This is a genomic window from Micromonospora sp. URMC 105 (assembly GCF_051386295.1).
Classification (GTDB): Bacteria; Actinomycetota; Actinomycetes; order Mycobacteriales; family Micromonosporaceae; genus Micromonospora.
This window is the reverse complement of the sequence record NZ_JBPQTL010000009.1, coordinates 73,209-94,146: the sequence shown is the minus strand read 5'-3', so window position 1 is coordinate 94,146 and position 20,938 is coordinate 73,209. Positions and strand designations below refer to the sequence as shown.

The 20,938-nt window shown below is 75.6% G+C and carries 20 protein-coding genes; 14 read left to right on the top strand and 6 right to left on the bottom strand.

The features are described 5' to 3' along the window. Window positions 1-39: 39 nt before the first annotated feature. Window positions 40-564 (top strand): DinB family protein, encoded by a 525-nt coding sequence (locus ACSNN7_RS05625; protein WP_436679558.1) that lies wholly within the window; start codon window positions 40-42, stop codon window positions 562-564. A gap of 134 nt (window positions 565-698) precedes the next feature. Here ACSNN7_RS05625 and ACSNN7_RS05620 read toward each other — a convergent pair whose 3' ends face one another. Together ACSNN7_RS05620 and ACSNN7_RS05615 are read right to left on the bottom strand one after the other, a co-directional pair. Further along, window positions 699-1,049, bottom strand: coding sequence for a histone-like nucleoid-structuring protein Lsr2 (locus ACSNN7_RS05620; protein WP_436679557.1), 351 nt, complete (start codon window positions 1,047-1,049; stop codon window positions 699-701). Window positions 1,050-1,189: 140 nt separating this feature from the next. Beyond that, complete coding sequence (locus ACSNN7_RS05615) at window positions 1,190-1,828, bottom strand: response regulator (RefSeq protein WP_436679556.1); 639 nt, start codon at window positions 1,826-1,828, stop codon at window positions 1,190-1,192. 93 nt (window positions 1,829-1,921) lie between these two features. On the opposite strand from ACSNN7_RS05615, the gene ACSNN7_RS05610 reads away from it, so the two are divergent. From ACSNN7_RS05610 to lon, 5 genes are all read left to right on the top strand, one after another. Next, window positions 1,922-2,629, top strand: coding sequence for a sensor histidine kinase (locus ACSNN7_RS05610; RefSeq protein ID WP_436679555.1), 708 nt, complete (start codon window positions 1,922-1,924; stop codon window positions 2,627-2,629). Between the two features lie 83 nt (window positions 2,630-2,712). Further along, window positions 2,713-3,582, top strand: a complete 870-nt coding sequence (locus tag ACSNN7_RS05605; RefSeq protein ID WP_436679554.1) for a manganese catalase family protein — start codon at window positions 2,713-2,715, stop codon at window positions 3,580-3,582. 66 nt (window positions 3,583-3,648) lie between these two features. Beyond that, on the top strand, window positions 3,649-4,866 hold the full coding sequence (locus tag ACSNN7_RS05600) for a putative manganese transporter (RefSeq protein WP_436679553.1): 1,218 nt from the start codon (window positions 3,649-3,651) through the stop codon (window positions 4,864-4,866). Between the two features lie 54 nt (window positions 4,867-4,920). Next, on the top strand, window positions 4,921-5,163 hold the full coding sequence (locus ACSNN7_RS05595; RefSeq protein ID WP_436679552.1) for a hypothetical protein: 243 nt from the start codon (window positions 4,921-4,923) through the stop codon (window positions 5,161-5,163). A gap of 38 nt (window positions 5,164-5,201) precedes the next feature. Next, the gene (lon, locus tag ACSNN7_RS05590; protein ID WP_436679551.1) at window positions 5,202-7,532 is read left to right on the top strand and encodes an endopeptidase La; all 2,331 of its coding nucleotides are present in this window, start codon (window positions 5,202-5,204) and stop codon (window positions 7,530-7,532) included. A 56-nt stretch (window positions 7,533-7,588) separates the two neighbouring features. On the opposite strand, the gene ACSNN7_RS05585 is transcribed toward lon, so the two are convergent. Next, the gene (locus tag ACSNN7_RS05585) at window positions 7,589-9,382 is read right to left on the bottom strand and encodes a DEAD/DEAH box helicase (protein ID WP_436679550.1); all 1,794 of its coding nucleotides are present in this window, start codon (window positions 9,380-9,382) and stop codon (window positions 7,589-7,591) included. A 68-nt stretch (window positions 9,383-9,450) separates the two neighbouring features. Next, window positions 9,451-10,290, bottom strand: coding sequence for a hypothetical protein (locus ACSNN7_RS05580; protein ID WP_436679549.1), 840 nt, complete (start codon window positions 10,288-10,290; stop codon window positions 9,451-9,453). A 133-nt stretch (window positions 10,291-10,423) separates the two neighbouring features. Here ACSNN7_RS05580 and ACSNN7_RS05575 point away from each other — a divergent pair, with 133 nt between their 5' ends. Further along, window positions 10,424-11,575: a sensor histidine kinase gene (locus tag ACSNN7_RS05575; RefSeq protein WP_436679548.1), complete on the top strand. Its 1,152-nt coding sequence runs from the start codon at window positions 10,424-10,426 to the stop codon at window positions 11,573-11,575. Further along, window positions 11,572-12,177, top strand: coding sequence for a response regulator transcription factor (locus ACSNN7_RS05570; RefSeq protein ID WP_436679547.1), 606 nt, complete (start codon window positions 11,572-11,574; stop codon window positions 12,175-12,177). Before ACSNN7_RS05575 ends, ACSNN7_RS05570 begins: the two co-directional genes overlap by 4 nt. Here the strand turns inward: ACSNN7_RS05570 and ACSNN7_RS05565 are convergent. Beyond that, window positions 12,174-12,602, bottom strand: a complete 429-nt coding sequence (locus tag ACSNN7_RS05565) for a nucleoside deaminase (RefSeq protein ID WP_436679546.1) — start codon at window positions 12,600-12,602, stop codon at window positions 12,174-12,176. The genes ACSNN7_RS05570 and ACSNN7_RS05565 overlap by 4 nt on opposite strands. A 54-nt stretch (window positions 12,603-12,656) precedes the next feature. Between ACSNN7_RS05565 and ACSNN7_RS05560 the strand changes: the two genes are divergently transcribed. Further along, on the top strand, window positions 12,657-13,178 hold the full coding sequence (locus tag ACSNN7_RS05560; protein ID WP_436679545.1) for a 2'-5' RNA ligase family protein: 522 nt from the start codon (window positions 12,657-12,659) through the stop codon (window positions 13,176-13,178). A gap of 46 nt (window positions 13,179-13,224) precedes the next feature. Here the strand turns inward: ACSNN7_RS05560 and ACSNN7_RS05555 are convergent, their stop codons facing one another. After that, window positions 13,225-15,447 carry a family 43 glycosylhydrolase gene (locus ACSNN7_RS05555; protein WP_436679544.1) on the bottom strand — a complete coding sequence of 741 codons (2,223 nt, stop codon included), beginning with the start codon at window positions 15,445-15,447 and terminating at the stop codon, window positions 13,225-13,227. A 133-nt stretch (window positions 15,448-15,580) separates the two neighbouring features. Between ACSNN7_RS05555 and ACSNN7_RS05550 the strand changes: the two genes are divergently transcribed. From ACSNN7_RS05550 to ACSNN7_RS05530, 5 genes are all read left to right on the top strand, one after another. Then, window positions 15,581-16,318 carry an ArsR/SmtB family transcription factor gene (locus ACSNN7_RS05550; RefSeq protein ID WP_436679543.1) on the top strand — a complete coding sequence of 246 codons (738 nt, stop codon included), beginning with the start codon at window positions 15,581-15,583 and terminating at the stop codon, window positions 16,316-16,318. A gap of 126 nt (window positions 16,319-16,444) precedes the next feature. Beyond that, window positions 16,445-17,404 (top strand): cytochrome P450, encoded by a 960-nt coding sequence (locus ACSNN7_RS05545; protein ID WP_436679542.1) that lies wholly within the window; start codon window positions 16,445-16,447, stop codon window positions 17,402-17,404. After that, complete coding sequence (locus ACSNN7_RS05540; RefSeq protein ID WP_436679541.1) at window positions 17,401-18,198, top strand: isocitrate lyase/PEP mutase family protein; 798 nt, start codon at window positions 17,401-17,403, stop codon at window positions 18,196-18,198. The genes ACSNN7_RS05545 and ACSNN7_RS05540 overlap by 4 nt, the downstream gene beginning before the upstream one ends. 97 nt (window positions 18,199-18,295) lie before the next feature. Continuing rightward, entirely contained in the window at window positions 18,296-19,264 is a 969-nt protein-coding gene (locus tag ACSNN7_RS05535) for a hypothetical protein (RefSeq protein ID WP_436679540.1), read from the top strand. Window positions 19,265-19,269: 5 nt separating this feature from the next. Beyond that, window positions 19,270-20,868 (top strand): asparagine synthetase B family protein, encoded by a 1,599-nt coding sequence (locus tag ACSNN7_RS05530; RefSeq protein ID WP_436679539.1) that lies wholly within the window; start codon window positions 19,270-19,272, stop codon window positions 20,866-20,868. Window positions 20,869-20,938 lie beyond the last annotated feature (70 nt).

The following is a 20,938-nucleotide window of genomic DNA, read 5'->3' as shown; positions in this document are numbered from 1 at the left end:
ACCGTGGCGAGGGTCACTCTTCGGCCATAGGGTCGGTGGATGTCGGACGCCCGTTTCCCGGTCCTGCTCGACGGTCCCGGCAACCACGTCGACGATCCTCGTGAGCTTCTGCTGGGCTACCTCGACTGGTACCGCGAGGCGCTGGCCCGCAAGACCGCCGGGCTGTCGGATGGGCAGCTGCGCACCCCCGTCGACCGGCTCGGCTGGTCCCCGCTCGGGCTGGTCCGCCACCTGGGGTGGGTGGAGCGGCGCTGGATCCGGTGGGGCTTCGCCGCCGAGCCGGTCGAGCCGGCTCCGCCCGGCGGCGACGATGCCGAGTGGCGGGTGGAGACCCTGTCGACGGCGCAGGTGTGGCGGGCGTACCGGGCGGAGGTGGCGCACACCCGCCGGATCGTCGCCGGGGTGCCCCTGGCGCGGCGGGCGGCGCTCGGCGGCCGGTTCCACACGGCCGCGCACGCGCCGTCGCTGGGCAGGATCCTGTTCCACCTGCTGCAGGAGTACGCCCGGCACGTGGGCCAGCTCGACGTGGCCCGGGAGCTGCTCGACGGGGTCACCGGGGAGTGAGCCGAGGTGGCGCTTCCCGTCCGGAGACGCACCGCCGGGTGGAAATTGTGAACGGGGCGGAAAAACGCCGGGGCCTTCACTGATTTCTCAGCGTGACCCCGGCGCGGCGTATCGTGATGCTCCGGCGGTGCCGGTCAGCGGTTCTTCCACGCCTCCACGACGTTGACCGGGATCCGCCCCCGCTCGGAAATCTCGTAGCCGTTCTTGACGGCCCATTCGCGGATGGCCCGGTTCTGCTCGCGGTCCATTCCCGAGACCCCGGCGCGGGCCGGGCGGCGGACCGCCGGTCGGCCGGCGTCCACGTTGCCACGCCCCATCCGCCTGCCAGCGCCGATGTACGGGTCGAGCGCCTTGCGCAGGACACCCGCGTTCTCGTCGGAGAGGTCGATGGTGTACGCCACCCCGTCCAGGCTGAACTCGACGGTCCGATCGGCCTTTCCGCCGTCGAGGTCGTCGGTCAGAACGGTGATTACTTTCCTTGCCATCGCCATTGCTCCCTGTGTCGGGCGGGGTGTGCTCAAGAGTTTGACCTATCGCCCGGCAAATCCGCAACAATATGTGCGCCTTTCATTTGACGCGTCGCGTCAATCGTGGAAAATCCGCGCGGGCCAATGGGCGGCCGGCGTCAGTCGCCGAGCAGTCCGGCGTGCCCGGCCAGGGCGGCGGCCTCGGCGCGGCTGGAGACGCGCAGCTTGCGCAGCAGCGCCGCGGTCATCCGCTTCACCGTCCGTTCCGAGACGTGCAACTGCTCGGCGATCTCCACGGTGCTGTGGCCGCTCGCGATCGCCTTCAACAGCCGCCGTTCCTCGTCGTCGAGGTCGACCGAGCCGGTGCGCACCGGCCGGAGCAGTCCGCGCAGCAGTGCGCCGGGCAGCACGGCCCAGCCGTCGAGGATGGCCATGATCGGTGGCAGCAGCTCCTCCGGCTCGCTGCTTTTGGGCAGGAATCCCTCGGCCCCGGCGCGCAGGGCCTCGAGCGCGGGCGCCGGGTCCTCCCCGCCGGACATCGCCACCACCCGTACCCGGGGGGTGGTGCGGCGGATGGCGGCGATGGCGCGGATCCCGCCGGGCGGCGGCATGTGCAGGTCGACCAGGGCGAGATCGGGCTGCGTGCGGCCCACCAGCGAGGCGGCGGCGGACGCGTCGCCGGTGGAGTCGACAACCCGGGCGCGCCCGTCGGTGGTGGCGGGCAGCAGCAGTTCGAGCCCCCGGACGAAGAGGGGATGGTCGTCCACGACGACGAGCCGGATGGGGGCGTCGAGCATGCCTGTTTCCTTCCCGAACGGGTACGGATCATGCGGATTTGTACGGATAGAGGGGAGTTGGGCGGGATGCGCGCGCGACACGGATCGACGGCGATGGTGCGACGGTGGCGGCCCGACGGCCCGGACCCCGGGGAACCCGCCGGCGGGCTGGACGACCCGGGGCTGGTGCTGCGGGTGCTGTGCCACGAGTTGCGGACCCCGGTCAGCTCGCTGGCCTCGCTGACCCGGGCGCTCGCCGAGGACCGGGGCGGGCTGACCGCCGAGGAGCGCCGGGCGATCAGCGAGCTGGCCCGCCAGCAGGCCGCCCACCTGGACGGGCTGCTGCGCGAGGTGACCGCCGGCGGCGGGGCGCTGAGCCGGGCCGTCCGCCCGGAACCGGCCGCGCCGCTGGCCGACCTCCTCCCCGTGGTGGCCGCCCTGGTCCCTCCGCACCGGCTGCGTGCCCGGGTCACCCCGCAGGCCGGCCGGTGCCCGGTGCCGGCCCGGCGGACCCGGCAGGTGCTGGTGAACCTGGTGCAGAACGCGCTGCGGCACGGACCGGCCGACGGCGAGGTCGGGCTCTACGCCGCGGTACGTCCGGCCGGGCTGAGCATCCTCGTCACCGACCAGGGCCGCTCCGCCGACGGCCTCACCGAGGCGCTGCGCCGGCCCACCCCCGGCGGCGGGATGCACGGACTCGGCCTGTGGATCACGCGCCAGCTGGTCGCCACCGACGGCGGCACGGTGCGGGCGCACCGGCTGCGCCCGCGCGGGGTGGCCGTGGAGGTGCTGCTGCCCTGCGACCGGCGCCGGACGGGTTGACCCGCCGGGGCCGCCGGATGGCCCCGACGGGTCGGCGCGGTGGGAACCCTGCTCGGTGTCACCCCCGACACCGAGGAGGAGAAATGTTCAGCCACATCAAGGACCTGCAGTTCGAGGCCAAGCCGGACGGCCCCGACGCCGCGTTCGCCCGCCGGCTCCAGGAGATCCTGGGCGGCAAGTGGGGCGAGATGACGGTCGCCAACCAGTACCTCTACCAGGGCTGGAACTGCCGGCTGCCCGGCAAGTACAAGGACCTGCTGCTCGACGTGGGCACCGAGGAGATGGGCCACGTCGAGATGATCTCCACCATGATCACCCGGCTGCTGGAGAACGCGCCCCTGTCGTTGCAGGAGGCCGCCGACGACAACCCGATGGTCGGGGCGATCTACGGCGGGTCGAACCCGGCGCACTTCATCCACGGCGGCGGCGGAGCGCTGCCGACGGACAGCAACGGCGTGCCGTGGAACGGGTCCTTCATCACCGCCAGCGGCAACCTGATGGCCGACTTCCAGCTCAACGTCACCGCCGAGGCGCAGGGCCGCCTCCAGGTCGCCCGGCTGTTCCACATGACCGACGACCCGGGCGTCAAGCAGATGCTGCGTTTCCTGCTGGCCCGGGACACCATGCACCAGAACATGTGGATGGCGGCGATCGAGCAGCTCAAGGAGGACGGGCTGGAGGAGATGCCGGTCCCGGACGCCTTCCCCGACTCCAAGGAGCTGACCGAGCAGTTCAGCTACACCTACCTGGACTTCTCTCCGGGCAACGACGCCGCGCAGGGGCGGTGGGCCTCCGGCCCGACCCCCGACGGCAAGGGCGAGTTCCGTTACGACCACAGCCCGCGGGCGCACGCTCCCGAGCCGGTGCTGGCCCCGGGCGACCCGCGGCTGTACGGCACCAACCCGGGTGTCGCCGGCGGCATGGTCAACACGGTCAAGAGCAAGCTCACCTGAGGTCGCCGCGCCGGGCCGTCCCCGCGTGGACGGCCCGGCGGCACCCGTACGCGCAGGAGGTGCGCTGTGACCGAACTCGTCCTGCGTCCGCTGGCGGACGCCTTCATGCAGGTGGGTGTCTACGTCGCCGTGATGGTGGCGTTCTTCGGCTGGCTGCGGTGGCGGCACGGGGACCGGGTCACCGACGGCCTGACCCGGCGTCCCCGCCTCGGCCCGCTGGTCGGCGCGCTGCTCGGGGTGAGCCCCGGGTGCGGCGGCGCGATCGTGCTGATGCCGCTCTACGCCCGCGGCAAGGTCTCCTTCGGCACCGTGGTGGCCGCGCTGGCCGCCACCATGGGCGACTCGTCCTGGGTGGTGCTGGCCTGGAACCCGCTCTTCGCGCTCCAGATCCACGTGCTGCTCTTCGCGGTGGGACTGGTCACCGGGTACGTCGTCGACGCGCTCGGCATCGACCCGGCCCGCCGCCGCGCCCGGGCCACCGCCGCCCCGGCCCGGACCGCCGGTCCCGTACCCGCCCTGGTCACCGCCGCCGGCGGCCCGGTGACCGCCCGGTCCACCGGCACCGACCCGGCGACCGGCCTGCCTCCGGCGGCGCCGGGCCGTCCGGGGGGCCACGCCGGTGCGGGGCCGGGCACGCCGGTCGCAGGCCGGGGGGCGGGGCTGCTCGACGGGCTGCGGCGACGCGACCCGGCCCCCGCCTTCTGGGGGCTGACCACGCCGGCGTTCGCGGTGTCGGTGCCGGTGGTCTTCCAGATGGTCGACCCGACCGTGCTGACCCGCGCGCTCGGCGGGGTCGACCCGTACCTGGCGCTGGGGGTGCTCGGCACGCTGGTCGCGGTGCTGATCTTCGCCGCCGGGCGGGGGCGGCTGGCCGACGACAGCCTGGAGACGGCGTACCCGCGGTCGCTGCGCGAGACGTTGCGGCACAGCGCGCACGAGGCGTCCTTCGTCACCGTCTGGGTGGCCGTGGCGTACCTCGGCTGGCAGGTGGTCACCACCGCGACCGGTTTCGACGGCTCGCAACTGGCGCTGACCGGCCTGCTCGGCGTGCTGGTCGGCGCGGCCATCGGGCTCATCCCGGGGTGTGCCGTGCAGATCGTCTTCACCGGCCTGTACGTCAGCGGCGGCCTGCCGCTGCCGACCCTGGTGGCGAACGCGATCAGCCAGGACGGGGACGCCCTGATCCCGCTGGCCGCGCTGCGCCGGCACTCGGCCGCCCTGGCGACCGTGATCACCACGATTCCCGCGGCGGCGGTCGGCGCCGCCCTGCTCGTCCTGCTCTGACCCGGCCGGGGCGGGCGCCGGCCCGCCCCGGCCGGCCGTACGAAGGAGGCAACCGTGTCATCCCGCTCCCTCCGCGAGGCCCGGCGCAAGCTCGCCGTCCTCGTCGGCCTGACCGCCGTGGCGCTGCTGTCCGGCCTGCCCGCTGCGACGGTGGCCGCACTGGCGCTGACCGGCCTCGCCGTGCCGGTGGCCGTCGTCCTCGCCGGTGGGCGGCCTCGCGACCTGCTCCCGTTCCGCTCCATCCGCAGCAGTGGCCTGGGCCACACCCAGGAACAAGGGGAACGCTTTGTGACTTGAGCCTGACACGCTCAACTCAACGCGATAGCAGGTGTTCGATGGCAACTCTTCCGGTACTTCCACTGACCGACGCCGTCCTGCTGCCCGGCATGGTCATCCCGGTGACCCTCGACCCGACCACCCAGGCGGCGGTCGACGCGGCCCGCGCCACCGGCGACAAGCAGCTCCTCGCGGTGCCCCGCATCGACGGCGAGTACGGCTCCGTCGGCACGATCGCCACCATAGAGAAGGTGGGCCGGCTGCCCGACGGCGAACCCGCCGCCGTGATCCGCGGCCTCGCCCGGGCCCGGATCGGCTCCGGCGTGCCCGGACCCGGCGCCGCCCTCTGGGTCGAGGCGACCGAACTCGACGAACCCGCCCCGGCCGGCCGGGCCCGGGAACTCGCCCGCGAGTACCGCGCGCTGATGACCTCGGTCCTCCAGCAGCGCGGCGCCTGGCAGGTCATCGACGCCATGGAGCGGATGACCGACGTCTCCGAGCTGGCCGACGCGGCCGGCTACGCGCCCTGGCTCACCCTGGCGCAGAAGACCGAACTGCTCGCCGCGCCGGACGTCGTCGCCCGGCTGGAACTGCTCGTGGGCTGGGTGAAGGACCACCTCGCCGAGCAGGAGGTCGCCGAGCGGATCAACAGCGACGTCCGCGAGGGGCTGGAGAAGTCCCAGCGGGAGTTCCTGCTCCGCCAGCAGCTCGCCGCCATCCGCAAGGAACTCGGCGAGGACGAGCCCGACGGCTCCGCCGACTACCGGGCCCGGGTCGAGGCCGCCGCGCTGCCCGACAAGGTCCGCGAGGCGGCGCTGCGCGAGGTCGGCAAGCTGGAGCGGGCCAGCGACGCCTCCCCGGAGGCGGGCTGGATCCGGACCTGGCTGGACACCGTGCTGGAGATGCCGTGGAGCACGCGTACCCAGGACAACACCGACCTCGCCGCGGCCCGCGCGGTGCTCGACGCCGACCACGCCGGCCTGACCGACGTGAAGGACCGCATCCTGGAATACCTGGCGGTGCGCAACCGGCGGGCCGAGCGCAACCTCGGCGTGGTCGGCGGCCGCGGCTCCGGCGCGGTCCTCGCCCTCGCCGGCCCGCCCGGAGTCGGCAAGACCAGCCTCGGCGAGTCGATCGCCCGGGCGCTCGGGCGCAACTTCGTCCGGGTGTCGCTCGGCGGCGTCCGCGACGAGGCGGAGATCCGCGGTCACCGGCGCACCTACGTCGGCGCGCTGCCCGGCCGGATCGTCCGCGCGCTGCGGGAGGCCGGCTCGATGAACCCGGTCGTGCTCCTCGACGAGGTCGACAAGCTGGCCGCCGGATACGCCGGCGACCCGGCCGCCGCCCTGCTGGAGGTGCTCGACCCGGCGCAGAACCACACCTTCCGGGACCACTACCTGGAGGTCGACCTCGACCTGTCCGACGTGCTCTTCCTGGCCACCGCCAACGTGGTGGAGACCATCCCCGGCCCGCTGCTGGACCGGATGGAGCTGGTCACCCTGGACGGCTACACCGAGGACGAGAAGGTGGCCATCGCCCGGGACCACCTGCTGCCCCGGCAGCGGGAGCGGGCCGGCCTGACGGCCGACGAGGTCACCGTGGCCGACGAGGCCCTCGCGCGGATCGCGGGGGAGCACACCCGGGAGGCCGGCGTGCGGCAGCTCGAACGCGCCCTGGCGAAGATCCTGCGCAAGGTCGCCGTCGAGCTGGCAGACGACCCGGCCCCGGTCCGGGTGGACACCGGCAACCTGGCCCGCTACCTGGGCCGGCCGAAGTTCACCCCGGAGTCGGCCGAGCGCACCGCGGTGCCCGGCGTGGCCACCGGCCTGGCGGTCACCGGCGCGGGTGGAGACGTGCTCTTCATCGAGGCGACCAGCATGGAGGGCGAGCCGGGGCTGACCCTGACCGGCCAGCTCGGCGACGTGATGAAGGAGTCCGCCCACATCGCGCTGTCGTACCTGCGCTCCAACGGGCGCCGGCTCGGCATCGACCCGAACGCCCTCGCCGGGCGACGGATCCACGTCCACTTCCCGGCGGGCGCGGTGCCCAAGGACGGCCCCAGCGCTGGCATCACCATGGTCACCGCGCTGGCGTCCCTGGTGACCGGCCGCCCGGTGCGGCCCGAGTTCGGGATGACCGGCGAGGTGACCCTCTCCGGCCGGGTGCTGCCCATCGGCGGGGTGAAGCAGAAGCTGCTCGCCGCCCACCGGGCCGGCCTGACCGAGGTGATCATCCCGGCCCGCAACGAGCCGGACCTGGACGACCTGCCCGCCGAGGTCCGCGAGGCGCTGACCGTGCACACCCTCGCCGACGTCGCCGACGTGCTCGCCCTGGCGCTGCGCCCGGCCGACGCCGACACCCTCACCGGCCCGGCCCTCGCCGCCGCCTGAGGCTGGACGCGCCGAGGCCCCCGGTCCGACGACCGGGGGCCTCGGCGTGTCTGAGCTCAGGGACGGTCGCGGCGGCGGTCACCGCCGAAGTCGCGGCGCTCGCGGCGGTCACCGCCGTCGAAGCGGCGCTCGCCGCCACCCTCACCGCCGTCACGATCCCGCCGTACGGTGGCCTTGCGGCCCTTGATGGTGCTGCCGCGCAGTCCCGCGATCACCTCGTCGGCGACCCCGACCGGGATCTCCACCAGCGAGAACCGGTCCGCGATCTCGATCGAGCCGATGTCCCGCCCGTTGAGCCCGGTCTCTCCGGTGATCGCCCCCACCAGGTCCTGCGGGCGGACGCCGGCGCGCCGGCCCAGCCCGATGAAGACCTGGGTGGTGCCGGCCGAACGCGGCCGGGCCCCGCCCCGGCGGTCGCCCCGGCCCCCGGTCTCCGGCCGGCCCTCCCGGGGAGCCCGGACCGCGACCTGCGGGATCTCCTCCTCGTCCTCGCTGGTCGGCCCGGCCGCCTCGTGGGCCAGCTTCACCGCCGCCAGCGCGACCTCCATCAGGTCGAACTCGTCGCTGAGCGTCTCCACGATCACCCGGAACGGGTCCAGGTCGTCCTCGAGCAGCGACTCGCGCAGCGCGGCCTGGGTCAGCTCCAGCCGACGGGTCCGCAGGTCGGCCACCGTCGGGATCTTGTCGATGGTGATCCGCTGCCCGGTGACCCGCTCGATGGTCTTGAGCATCCGGTGCTCGCGCGGCTCGGCGAGGGTGATCGCCACGCCCTCCCGCCCGGCCCGGCCCACCCGGCCGATCCGGTGCACGTAGGACTCCGGCGCCGACGGCACGTCGTAGTTGACCACGTGGGTGAGCTGCTCCACGTCCAGACCGCGGGCGGCCACGTCGGTGGCGACCAGCAGGTCGGCGGTGCTCGACCGCAGCCGGCCCATCACCCGGTCACGCTGCTCCTGGCTCATCCCGCCGTGCAGCGCCTCGGCCCGGTAGCCCCGGCCGTTCATCGTCTCGGTGAGCCGGTCCACCTCCTCCCGGCTGCGGCAGAAGACGATCGCGGCGGTGGGGGACTCCACGTCCAGCACCCGGCCCAGCGCGGCCGGCTTGTGCCCCCGGGCGACGATGTACGCGCTCTGCCGTACCCGGGGTGCCTCGCCGGCGACCGGCTGCTCCCGGCCGATCTGGATGCGTACCGGGTCGGTCAGGTGCTGGCGGGCCATCCCGTCGATCCGCGACGGCATGGTCGCCGAGAAGAGCACCGTCTGCCGCTGCTCCGGCGCGTGCTCCAGGATCGCCTCGATGTCCTCGGCGAAGCCCATGTCGAGCATCTCGTCCGCCTCGTCCAGCACCACCGTGGCCAGCTCACCCAGGCGCAGCGTGCCCCGGGCGATGTGGTCCAGCGCCCGGCCGGGGGTGGCCACCACCACGTCCACGCCGGCGTCCAGCGCCCGCAGCTGCCGGCCGATCGGCTGGCCGCCGTAGATCGGCAGCACCCGGGTGCCCAGGTCCTTGCCGTACCGGTGGAACGCCTCCGACACCTGCACCGCCAGCTCGCGGGTGGGCACCAGCACCAGCGACACCGGGTCCCCGCCGCGGCGCCCGTCCGGCATCCGCTGCAGCAGCGGGAGCGCGAACGCGGCCGTCTTGCCCGTACCGGTGGCCGCCTGGCCGAGCAGGTCCTGGCCGGCCAGCAGCGGAGGGATCGCCTCGCGCTGGATCGGGGTCGGCTCCTCGTAGCCGAGGGCGGAGAGCGCGCCGAGCAGTTCGGCGCGCAGCCCGAGATCCGCGAAGGCGGTCGCCTCGTCGGTGCTGCCGGTGGTGGTGGGGTCGGTCGGTGCGGGTGCGGAACTCATGGGCAAAGCTTTTCATCACCGGCCCCGGCCCGCTCCGGCGACCGGCACAACCGTCATTCGGGACACGCTCAGGTGACGATGGCGAGCACGATGGTCACCCCGACGGCGACGTCCAGGACCGCGCAGAACTCGGCGTACCCGCGCGGCACCACCCGGCCGGCGCGGTGGTGCGCGACGTCCCAGACCGCGTGCCCGAGCCAGCCGGCGGCGACCAGCCACCACGCCGGGCCGCCGTCCGCGAGCGCCGCCACCCCGGCCAGCGCGGACCAGCCGGCCAGGCCGGCCAACTGCACCGCCAGCGCGCCCCGGTCCCGCCACTGCCGGCGCACCGTGCCGATCAGCAGGTAGCCGCCCGGGAGCACCAGCACGCTCCACGGCGGCAGGAGCATCGGGGAGAACCAGCTCTCGACCGTGATCAGCAGCGCCAGCCAGGTCGGCCACCGGCGGGCCAGCGCGGCCACCGCCGGCTGGTGGGGCGCCGGCGCCGGATGCGCGTGCCGGTGCCGCAGCGCCACCACGACCATGGCCGGCACCATCAGCAGGTGGCCGCCGAGCATCAGGGCGTGCCCGCCGACCAGCCCGGCCGCGTAGGGGACGAGCAGCAGCAGGAACGGCACGTACATGGCGGCGACCATCTCGGCGGTGGCCCGGGCGCCGTGACCCCGGTGCCACATCCACACCGCCATCCCGATCGACATGTCGGTGGCCATCACCAGCGCGGCGACGTCCGGCCGGGCCAGCAGGTCGGCCCGGCCGGCGGCGTCGCCGGCCAGCCGCCAGAGCGGGCCGAGCAGCAGCATCCCGACCACCATGGCGGCGGCCATCTCGGCCAGGTGCCGCAGGAGGCGACGGCCGGCGCGGTCCGTGGGGGTCGGCGGTGGCGAGGGTACGGCGAGCGTCTCAGTCATGCCTCGACCCTGCCGCCGACGGCGCCCGGGCGACAGTGGTGATCCGCACGGGAGAACCGTGCGGGGCGCACGGCCGACCCGTGACGTTCCGCAGGGGTGGCCGGAACCAGCCGGGCCCCTAGGATCGGCGGACATGACGGTCGGCGCGGCGGGGACGGACCGGCGACTGCGCCGGGCCCGCGTGGTGACCCTCGGCTCGCTGGCCACCAGCCTCTGGACCAGCCTGCTACTGCCCGGGATCGGCCTGGCCCGGGAGCCCGACCCGGTCCGGTTGGCGTGCGGCGCGGCGGGCGTGCTCGCGTTCGCCGTCACGCAGACCGCGGTGCTGCACGTGGCGGTCACGCCGTGGCTGTCCCCGCGGCGACGACGCCGGTCCGTGGCGGCGTTCGTCGTCGTCGCGGTGCTCAGCGTCCCCCTGGTCGGCCCGGTGGCAGCCGGCACCTGGCCCACCTGGGCCTGGCTCGGCGCCTCGCTGATCGGCATGACCCCGCTGCTGCTGCGGCCGGTCGCCGCGCTGGCCGCCGCCGCGTCGACGGTGGCGCTCGCCCTGGCGGTGGCCGCCTGGACCGGCGGCGCCGTCGGCCCCACGCTGGTCGTCACCGTCCTCGTCGGCGGCGGGACCGCCCTGGTCAACCGGGTGCAGGTCTGGTTCTGGGACCTGCTCGTCGAGGCCCGGCAGGGGCAGGCCGCCCAGGCCCGGCTGGCCGCCGCCGAGGAGCGGCTGCGCTTCGCCCGGGACGTGCACGACCTGCTCGGGCACGACCTGACGGTGATCGCCCTCAAGGCCGAACTGGCGGCCCGGCTCGCCCCCGTCGACGCCGACCGGGCCGGTCGGGAGGCGGCCGAGGTGCAGCGGCTCGCCGGCTCGGCGCTGCACCGGGTCCGCGCGGCGGTGCACGGCTACCGGACGGTCGACCTCGCCGACCAGCTCGCCGCGATGGCGGAGGTGCTGCGCTCCTGCGGGGTGCGGTGCGAGGTCGTACCGCCCCCCGGCGAGCTGCCGGCCGGCGTCGCCGCCGAACTGGCGGCGGTGCTGCGCGAGGCGGGCACCAACGTGCTGCGGCACAGCCGGGCCGGCTGGTGCCGGATCGAGATCACCCGGGAGGGCGACGTGGCCACGATGACGGTGCGCAACGACGGGGTCGGCGACGACGCCGGGCCGGACCGGCACAGCCACGGGCTGCGCGGCCTGACCGAGCGGCTCTCGGCGGCCGGTGGCGCCCTGCGTACCCGCCGGGCGGGCGGCGTCTTCACCGTCGAGGCGACCGTGCCGGTGGCCCCGTGATCCGCGTGCTGCTCGCCGACGACGAGGAACTGATCCGGCAGGCGCTCGCCGCCCTGCTCGGCCTGGAGGACGACCTCGACGTGGTGGCGCAGGCCGGCGACGGGCGCAGCGCGCTCGACGCGGCGCGGGCGCACCGGCCCGACGTCGCCGTGGTGGACCTGGAGATGCCGCCGCCGGGCGGGATCGAGCTGGCGGCGGAGCTGGGGCGCGCGCTGCCCTCGTGCGCGGTGGTGATCCTCACCGGCCACGGCCGCCCCGGTCACCTGCGGCAGGCGCTCACCGCCGGGGCGCGCGGCTTCCTGGCCAAGGGTGCCCCCGGAGGGGCGCTCGCCGACGTGATCCGCCGGGTCCACGCCGGCTCCCGGTACGTCGACCCGGCGCTGGCCGCCGACGCGCTCACCCTCCCGCCCTGTCCGTTGACCCCTCGGGAGCTGGAGACGCTGCGCCTGGCCGAGTCCGGCGCCCCGGTCGCGGTGATCGCCCGGCGCACCGGGCTGGCCGCCGGGACGGTCCGCAACCACCTCTCGGCGAGCGTGCAGAAGCTCGGCGCGCCCGACCGGGCCGAGGCGGTGCGGATCGCCCGCGAGGCGGGCTGGCTCTAGGCCGCCTCGACCGGCGCCCGGGCCTCGTCGAACAGCGCCGGCCCGGCGTACGCCACCGGCGGCGCGGCCTCCGGCGGTCGCAGCCCGGCCAGCTGCTCGGCGCTGAGCGCGTAGACCACCCGGCCCAGGCCGGAGCGCTCGACGGCGGTGGCGCACATCCCGCACGGCTGGCAGCTGGTGTACATGGTGGCGCGGCCCGCCTCGTCGGCGTCGAGCCGCCGGGCCGCCCAGCGGGCCAGCTTCAGCTCCGGGTGCGCGGTGATGTCGTCGTCGGTCCGCTCGGTGTTGACCTCCTCGGCCAGCACCCGCCCGTCGGCGGCGACCAGCAGCGACCCGAACGGGCCGTCCCCGGCCGCCCGGGCCGTGTCGGCCAGCGCGATCGCCCGGCGCAGGTGTCGTTCGTCGGTCTCGGTCAGCGCGCTCATCCCGGTCGGGTTCCCCGCCGCCGGGCTCGCCACACGCCCACTAGCCTGACGGGCGTGCGTACCGTCGAACTGCTCTGCTCCCCGCCGCTGGAGCAGGCGGTACGCGCCGCCTGGGACCGGCTCGCCGCCGCCGGGCTGCCCAGCCTGGCCCGGAACACCCATCCCAGCAACCGGCCGCACCTGACCCTGGCCTCGGTCGAGGCGTTTCCGCCGGGCGCCGCCGACCGCCTGGCCGACCTCGTCGACGCCGCCCTGCCCCTGCCGGTCCGCCTCGACCGGATCGAGGTGCTCGACGGCAGCGCCCCGCTGGTGTGGCTGCTGCGCCCCAGCCCGGAGCTGACCGCCCTGCACGCGGCGGTCTGGGACGTGCTGGCCGACGCCGACGGGCAGCACCCGTGGCACGCCCCCGGCCGGTGGGTCCCGCATCTGAGCCTGGCGCTGCGCTTCCGTGACCACGACCGGCGGCTGGCCCGGGCGCTGGCCGGCGTGGAGCGGCCGACGGGCGAGTTCGTGGCGGCCCGCAGCTACGACGGCGACACCCGCACGGTCGACCCGCTGGGCGGGCGCCGCCGGTGAGCGACGCGGCCGCCCGCCCCGGCTCGGGCGGGCGGCCGGTCGGCGCTCAGCGGTGGAAGCGCACGTAGTCGAAGACGGCGGTCACCGGCGGCTCGGCCCCGCCGTGCGCGACCAGGCCGATCCGGGGCGTGGTGTCGGCGGGGAAGGTCCACACCCCACCCCACGTCCAACGGGTGCCGTCCCGGCTGGACCCGGCCCGGAACTCGTGCTCCCCGGTGGCCGGGTCGATCCGGTGGGCCAGCCGCAGCCAGGTGGTGGTCGCCGGGGTGCCGACGATGTTCCCGCCGTACACGGGCCGCCCGGCGAAGGGCAGCTCGTAGCCGTACTCGACCTGGCGGGTGTTCCAGATCGCCACCTGGGACAGCCGGGCGAACCGGTCGTCGTCGACGTACGCGACCAGGCCGGCCTGCTGGTAGTTGCGGACCGTCTCCTCGCCCAGGTCGAGGGTCACCTTCGTCTCGACCACGTAGTCGCCGGCCGGCGCGTCGCGCAGCAGCACCCCGGCGGTGTTGCCGGTGCCGGTGAGGTCCGCGGCCTGCACCGGCCAGCGCAGCGCCCCGCCGGAGACGGTGACGGCCGGGTCCGCGCGGACCCAGCGCCAGGCCGGGTCGAGGCCGTCGGCGAACTCGTCGGAGTACGCCGGCAGCAGCCCCCCGGCCCGGGGCTCCGGCACGGCACGGGGGGCCGGCCGGTGCAGCCGGGCGACGCTGACGTTGTCGAACTCCGCCGCGCCGCCGCCGGCGACGAGGGTGAGCCGGCCGACCGTCGGGCGGGTCAGCCGCAGCAACACCACTGCGAGCTGATCGCCGAGGCGGGCCGGGCTCAGTTCGGCCACGAGTTGCCGGCCGCGTACCTCGACGGCCAGGTGGTGCCGGTCGGCGGCGTCGAAGCCGGCGGGCAGGGGCGCGCTCGCCGTCGCGCCGCCCGCCTCCCGGGCGACGAGGCGTCCGGCGGCGGTGTCGACGCGCACCTCGACGCGGTCCAGGGTCAGCCCGGCAGTGTCCGCGCCGGTGAGCCGCAGGTCGGCCTCGGCGCGCACGTCGCCGCCGGTCACCGTACGGCTGGTCAGCGCGCCGGTGCCGGTGAGGCGGCCGTCGGCGACCCGCCACGGGCCGGTGCCGGTCCAGCCGGCCAGGGTGGGGGAGTCGAAGCGGGCGTCGAGGCGGGCGGTGGTCACCGGCGCCCGGCGCTCACCGTCGGAGGGGCCGGCGCCGGCGTTGACCCGGGGCCAGCCGTCGATCCAATCGAGGCGGTCGATCAGCATCGGCCGCTCGTTGACGCCGAACGGCTCGTCCAGGTACGGGTCGGCCCGGTCGATGGCGTGGTAGACGATCCAGTCCTGCCCGGAGAGGTCGGTCAGGAAGCCGTTGTGCCCGGCGCCGATCCAGCGGTTGCCGTTCTGGGTGAGCACCGGCGTGCCCCCGGCCCGGGAGGCGGTCAGCGGGATGCCGTCGCGGTCGACGAACGGCCCGCGCGGGCTCGCCGCGCGTCCCACCTGGACGGAGTAGCCCGTGGCCGGGCCCGCGCAGCAGTTGGCGGTGGAGGCGAAGAGGTAGTACCAGCCGTCGTGGCGCAGCACGTAGCTGCCCTCGAACTTGTTGTCGACGGCGACCAGGGTGGGCGTGCCGACGGCGCGCAGCCCGTCGGCGGAGAGCTCGGTGACCGAGATGCCGCCGTAGTAGCTGCCGTAGTAAAGGTAGTGCCTGCCGTCGACGTCGGTGAACTGTGACGGGTCGATGGTCCAGAGCCAGCCACCGCCGCCGCCGGGACGCGGCGCCACCACGGGCTGGTCGGCGAAGGTCCACGGGCCGGTCGGGGTGGGGGCGGTCGCCGCGCCGACGGCGAAGTCGCCGCCGTCGGGGGAGACGGTGGTGTCGGTGACGGTCACGTACATGACCCACCGGTCGCCGATCCGGCGGACGTCGGGGGCCCAGAAGGCGGCGTCGGCCGTGGCGTACGGCGGGCGCTGGCCGGGGCCGAAGGCGTCGCCGAGGTAGGTCCAGTCGACCAGGTCGGCGGAGCGAGCGGTGGGCACCCGGTGGAACACCTTCTCGCCCTCGCGGAGCGGGTCGGTGGTGCCGTAGGCGTACCAGAATCCGTCGTCGCCGCGGACGACGACCGGGTCGGCGAAGGTGTCGGCGAATCCGGCGGAGATCGGGTTTCGGTAGCGGTCGGGGGCGTCGGGACCGGCGGCGACCGGCGCGGCGGGTGCCGCCAGGAGCAGACCGAGTACGGCGGCGAGCGCGCCGCCGCGGCGAAGGTGACCCATCAGACCTGCCTCGGGTGGGATGAATGGTGGGCGGTGCGTCGTTCCGTCCAGTTCTACAACGATGAATACAACGTTGTAAAGGTGTCGGCACCGGTCGATGCCCGCCGAACCGTCGCCGTGGCACCATCGGCGGATGACCGCAGCGCCCACCGACGGCCGCCGTCTCGCCGACCTCGCCGCCCTGCTCGCCGACGACACCCGGGCCGGCATCTGCCTGGCCCTGCTCGACGGGCGGGCGTGGACGGCCGGGGAGCTGGCGCGTGCCGGCGGGGTAGCCCCCTCCACCGCCAGCGAGCACCTCACCCGGCTGGTCCGGGGCGGACTGCTGGTGGAGGAACGCCAGGGGCGGCACCGCTACCTGCGGCTGGCCGGCCCGGGCGTGGCGCAGCTGATCGAGGACCTGGCCGGGCACGTGACACCGGCACCGCGTCCGGCCGGGTCGCTGCGCGCGGCCACCGCCGACGCCGCGCTGGCCCACGCCCGGACCTGCTACGACCACCTCGCCGGGCGGCTCGGCGTCCGGCTGCGCGACGCGCTGCTCAGCCGCGGCCTGCTCGACGCCACGGACGGCCTGGCGGTCACCCCGGCCGGCCGGAACTGGCTCACCGACCTCGGCGTCGCGCCGCTGCCCGCCGGCCGGCGGCCCCTGGTGCGGGACTGCCTGGACTGGACCGAGCGTCGTCCCCACCTGGCCGGCGCGCTCGGCGCCGCGCTGTGCCGCCGCTTCGCCGAGCTGGGCTGGACCACGCCCGGCACCGGCCGCAGCCTGCGGGTCACCCCGGCCGGTGTGGCGGCGCTGCCCGAGGCGCTGGGAATCGACGCGGTCGACCTGCTGCCGCCCCGCCGGGACGGCGGCGGCGGACGCGCCTGAGCGGCGCCGCCGTCCCGGCGGTGGCCGCGCGACAAGCCCTGGGCCGACAGACGCGTGGCCTGCTGCGGTCTCGCCCGGCGCAACCGTTCGGCCGGCGCCGAAGCGATCCGCCCCTAGCGTCGGGGGATGAGCGACCCGACGACCCTGATCCCGCCCGGCTCCGACACCCCGGCCTGCGGTCCGCCGATCCTCGACGATGGCGTCTGGTGGGTGACCCGGCACGCGGACGTGCGTGCGGTGCTCACCGGGGTGAACTTCCGGGTGCCCGAGGCGGCACCGGGACCGCCCGCCACCCTCGCCTGGCTGCGCGGCAGCGTCGCCCGCTTCAGTGGGCCGGGCCTGCATCCCGCCCGGCGGGCCGCCGCCGTGGCCGCGCTCGCCGGCTGCCCGCCGGACGCGCTGCGGCGCGACGCCGCCCGGCTGACCGCCGAGGAACTCGACCGTGACCCGCTCGCGGGGTCGGCGCGGGGCGTACCGGTGCGGGTGCTGGCGGCCCGGCTCGGTCTGGCCGATCCGGCGGCGGCGGTGCCGGCGGTGGCCCTGGTGGCCGCCGCCTACCAGCCCGGCGCCGGGCCGGCCGCGGTACGCGACGCGGACCGCGCGGTGGCGGCGCTGGTGGCGATGTCCCCGGCGGAGCCGCCCGAGGCGATGGCCAACCGGATCGGGCTGCTGGTGCAGGCGTGCGACGCCACGGCCGCGCTGATCGGCGCCGCCGCCCGGTACGCCCCGGCGGCCGGGCGGTCGGTGCCCACCGCGGCGCTGCTGGCCGAGGTGCTGCGCCTCGACCCGCCGGTACGCGGCACCCGCCGGATCGCCGCCCGCGCGGACCGGGTGGGCGGGCAGTCGATCGCGCCCGGTGCGGAGCTGGTGTTGCGCTTCGACGCGGCGAACCGGGACCCGGCGGTCGTCAGCGCGCCGGACCGGTTCGTGCCGGGGCGGTCGGTCCTGACCTTCGGTGCCGGCCCGCACGGCTGCCCGGGCGAACGGCACGCGCTGGCCCTGGCCACCGGCGTGCTGGACGTGCTGCGCCAACGCCGGTCCACCGCTCCGGCCGTCCCCGCCAACCGCCCGGCGGTGCCCCGATGAGCGACCCCCGCGCCTTCCACGCCCTGCACCGCCCCGGTCGGCCGCTGGTGCTGCCCAACGCCTGGGACCACGCCTCCGGCGCCGCCCTGGCCGCCGCCGGCTATCCGGCGGTGGGCACCACCAGCCTCGGCGTGGCCGCGGCCGCCGGGCGGCCGGACGGGGTGGCGGCCACCGCCGAGGAGACCCTCCACCTCGCCGAACTGCTGGTCCGGTTGCCGGTGCTGGTGACCGTGGACGTCGAGGCCGGCTTCAGCGACGACCCGGCGGCCGTCGCCGGGTACGCCGCCGAGCTGGCGGCGCTCGGCGTGGTCGGGATCAACCTGGAGGACGGGCGGCCCGACGGCAGCCTCGCCGATCCCGCCCTGATGGTGGCGAAGATCGAAGCGGTGCGGGCCCGGGTGCCCGGGCTCTTCGTCAACGCCCGCACCGACGCCTGGTGGCTGGGCCTGCCCGACCCGCTGGAGCAGGCGCTGCCCCGGGCCCGGGCCTACCGGCGGGCCGGAGCGGACGGCGTCTTCGCCCCGGGAACCGGCGACCCGGACGCGGTGCGGCGGCTCGCCGACGCGCTCGACGCGCCGCTGAACGTCCTGGCCCAGCCCGGCGGGCCGCCCCCGGCGGCGCTCGGCCGCCTCGGGGTGGCCCGGGTCAGCACCGGCTCGCTGCTGTTCCGGGCGGCCCTGGCCGCCGTGGTCCGGACCGCCGACGCCGTACGGGACGGGGTGGTGGACCCGGATCCGGCGCTGCCGTCGTACGCGGAGGTGCAGCGGAGGACCGCGACCGGTCGTCGCCCTTAGGGGTAGATGGGAGGATTGCTCGCACTTTCCCGGTTACAGGTGCTTACGGTGTCTTCAGGTTCATCCGCACCGTGTCGTACCGGGAGAGGACCCGACCATGCGCGTGCCCAGCCGAAGTTCCGGTCACCAGCCCGGCCCGTCCGTCTCCTCGCCCGCCCCGGCGCGCCGCTCGCCCTCGCCGGGCCCGGCCCGCGCGGTGCCGGCCGCCCCGCCGGACCTCGACGCGTACCGCGACGCCGTGGCGGAGCTGCTGGTCGAGGTGGGGGCGCTCGCCGACGCGTCGTCCACCGCCGCCCGCCAGGTGCTGCTCGACCAGCGGCTGCGGGAGCCGGCGATCGCCGCGGTGCTCGACGCGACGTCGCAGGGGTTCATCGGCGCCCGCGAGACGCTGCTGCTGGAGATGGCCCGCTACCAGCCCAACGAGCGGACCTCGGCGAGCGACCTCACCGCGCTGGTCCGGATCTACCTGCTCTCCCGCATCGACGTGATGTGGTGGCGCGACACCACCACCTTCCTCACCGACGAACAGGTGGACACCCACCCGGACCTCGTCGACCTGGAGTGGCTGCGCCGGCGGGGATTGCTGCGGTTCCGCTACCAGGAGCAGCCCACCACCCTGCTCGGCCGGGGCGTCCGGGCCGTCCGTCGCCGGCTCCGGCCGGACGCCACCCCGCGCACCGCCGGGGTGAAGTTCCGGCGTACCCGGCGCGAGGTGGTGGCGCTCCTCAACGACCTGGCCCGCGAGCTGGCCCGGGCCACCCCGCCGGCCACCCCGCCGCTCTGGGTGACCAGCCTGGTGCGCAGCGCCGAGCACCAGTACCAGCTGCGCCGCCTCGGCTACGCCGCGATGGTGCCCAGCGGGCACTGCCTCGGCTGGGCGGTGGACCTGGAGATGGCCTGGTTCGCGCGCTTCGGCGTCCGGGACACGCTGGCCGAGATCCTGCTCGCCCGGCAGGCCGCCGGCGAGATCAACGTGGTCGACGAGGGGCAGGCCTGGCACGTCTGCCTGGCACCGGGCGCCCGCGCCCGGCTGCGCTCGGCCTACGAGGCCGAGATGGGAGCCTGAGGCGGATGTGCGGCATCGCGCTCAGCGCCGGGCCCGAGGCCGATCCGGCCGTCTTCCGCCGCATGCTCGCCGTCCTCGCCCCCCGCGGCGAGGTCACCGAGACCCGGCAGGAGTCCGGCCTGCTCGCCGGCGTACGGCGGCTGCGGATCGTCGACCGGGACCGGGCGGTGCAGCCGTGGACCTCCGCCGACGGCCGGTACGTGCTCTGCTACAACGGCGAGGTCTTCAACCACCACGAGCTGCGCGCGGAGCTGACGCGGCTCGGGTACCCGTTCCGCAGCGCGAGCGACACCGAGGTGGTGCTCGCCGCGTTCCTGCACTGGGGTGAGCGGGCGGTGTACCGGCTGCGCGGGGAATGGGCCTTCGCCGTGGCCGAACGCGCCACCGGCCGGGTCTACCTGGCCCGGGACCCGATCGGGGTGAAGCCCCTCTACTGGGCCCGCACGCCCGGCTGCCTGCACGTCGCCTCGGAGGTCAAGGCGCTGGTGGGCCTGCGCGCCCCGGTCGACGAGGTGCCGCCCGCGCACCACGGCTGGGCCGACCCGGACGGCCGGATGGAGCTGACCGCCTACGTCGACCTGCTCACCCTCGGCGAGGGCCTGCCCGAGGTGGACGACCCGGAGGAGGCCGCCCTGCTGGTCCGGGCCGCGATCGCCGACAGCATCCGGATGCGGGTGGACACCGACCTCACCGTCGGGGTGGTGCTCTCCGGTGGCCTGGACAGCTCGCTGACGCTGCTGCACGTCCGCGAGCTGCACCCGGACTGCGTGGCGGTGACGGTCGGGGTGCCGGACAGCCCGGACGTGGCGTACGCGCGGCGGCTCGCCGCCGACCTCGGCGTACCGCACGAGGTCATCGAGCTGCGCCCGCGCGACATCCGGCTGGCCGAGGTCCGCGAGGCGATCCGGATCTCCGAGCTGACCGAGTACGGCGACATCATCAACGCGGTGGTCACCGTGCCGATCTTCCGCCGGCTGCGCGAGATGGGGATCAAGGTGGTGCTGACCGGCGACGGCTCGGACGAGCTGTTCGGCGGCTACCCGATGTATCAGCAGGTCGGCCCCGAGCGGGCCCGCCGGCTCTTCCTGCACAGGATCCGCAACCTCTGCCGTACGGAGTTGCAGCGGGTCGACCGGGCCGGCATGGGCCACGGGGTGGAGGCGCGGGTGCCCTTCCTCGACCTCAGCGTGGTGGAGCTGGCCATGCGGTTGCCGCCGGCGCTGAAGATGCGTGAGGGGCAGGAGAAGTGGATCGTCCGGCGGGCCTTCGCCGACCTGCTGCCCGACTACATCCGGCGCCGGCCGAAGAGCCCGATGTCGTACTCGTCCGGGCTGCACGAGCGGGCCCGCCTCTACAAGCCGCTCTACTCCCGGCTGCACCGCGGGTTCGGCTACGACCGGCTGGAACCGGTGCGCCGCGACTTCGACACGGTGCTCACCCGCTGCGGCAACGACCTGGACCGGGCCATCGCCGACGGGCTGGCCCGGCCCGACTACACCGTGCTGGAACACGCCCGCGACCTGGTCGGGGCGGCGAGGTGGAACGCCGCGCCGCTGGTCCGCCGGCTGATCGGGCCGCGCGACCGCGAGGCGTCGGTGGGCTGAGACCCCGGCCGGGAGAAGATCCGGATACGCGGGGAACGGCCGACATGCCGGCGGCGCGGGCGGGTAGTAG

Excerpts from the sequence above, each read along its gene's own strand:
- lon (WP_436679551.1), top strand. The coding sequence starts at position 5,202 with ATGGCAACTCTTCCGGTACTTCCACTGACCGACGCCGTCCTGCTGCCC.
- ACSNN7_RS05535 (WP_436679540.1), top strand. The coding sequence starts at position 18,296 with ATGCGCGTGCCCAGCCGAAGTTCCGGTCACCAGCCCGGCCCGTCCGTC.
- ACSNN7_RS05620 (WP_436679557.1), bottom strand. The coding sequence starts at position 1,049 with ATGGCAAGGAAAGTAATCACCGTTCTGACCGACGACCTCGACGGCGGA.
- ACSNN7_RS05625 (WP_436679558.1), top strand. The coding sequence starts at position 40 with ATGTCGGACGCCCGTTTCCCGGTCCTGCTCGACGGTCCCGGCAACCAC.
- ACSNN7_RS05540 (WP_436679541.1), top strand. The coding sequence starts at position 17,401 with ATGAGCGACCCCCGCGCCTTCCACGCCCTGCACCGCCCCGGTCGGCCG.
- ACSNN7_RS05565 (WP_436679546.1), bottom strand. The coding sequence starts at position 12,602 with ATGAGCGCGCTGACCGAGACCGACGAACGACACCTGCGCCGGGCGATC.
- ACSNN7_RS05530 (WP_436679539.1), top strand. The coding sequence starts at position 19,270 with ATGTGCGGCATCGCGCTCAGCGCCGGGCCCGAGGCCGATCCGGCCGTC.
- ACSNN7_RS05575 (WP_436679548.1), top strand. The coding sequence starts at position 10,424 with ATGACGGTCGGCGCGGCGGGGACGGACCGGCGACTGCGCCGGGCCCGC.
- ACSNN7_RS05615 (WP_436679556.1), bottom strand. The coding sequence starts at position 1,828 with ATGCTCGACGCCCCCATCCGGCTCGTCGTCGTGGACGACCATCCCCTC.
- ACSNN7_RS05605 (WP_436679554.1), top strand. The coding sequence starts at position 2,713 with ATGTTCAGCCACATCAAGGACCTGCAGTTCGAGGCCAAGCCGGACGGC.
- ACSNN7_RS05580 (WP_436679549.1), bottom strand. The coding sequence starts at position 10,290 with ATGACTGAGACGCTCGCCGTACCCTCGCCACCGCCGACCCCCACGGAC.
- ACSNN7_RS05610 (WP_436679555.1), top strand. The coding sequence starts at position 1,922 with ATGGTGCGACGGTGGCGGCCCGACGGCCCGGACCCCGGGGAACCCGCC.
- ACSNN7_RS05550 (WP_436679543.1), top strand. The coding sequence starts at position 15,581 with ATGACCGCAGCGCCCACCGACGGCCGCCGTCTCGCCGACCTCGCCGCC.
- ACSNN7_RS05545 (WP_436679542.1), top strand. The coding sequence starts at position 16,445 with ATGAGCGACCCGACGACCCTGATCCCGCCCGGCTCCGACACCCCGGCC.
- ACSNN7_RS05585 (WP_436679550.1), bottom strand. The coding sequence starts at position 9,382 with ATGAGTTCCGCACCCGCACCGACCGACCCCACCACCACCGGCAGCACC.
- ACSNN7_RS05555 (WP_436679544.1), bottom strand. The coding sequence starts at position 15,447 with ATGGGTCACCTTCGCCGCGGCGGCGCGCTCGCCGCCGTACTCGGTCTG.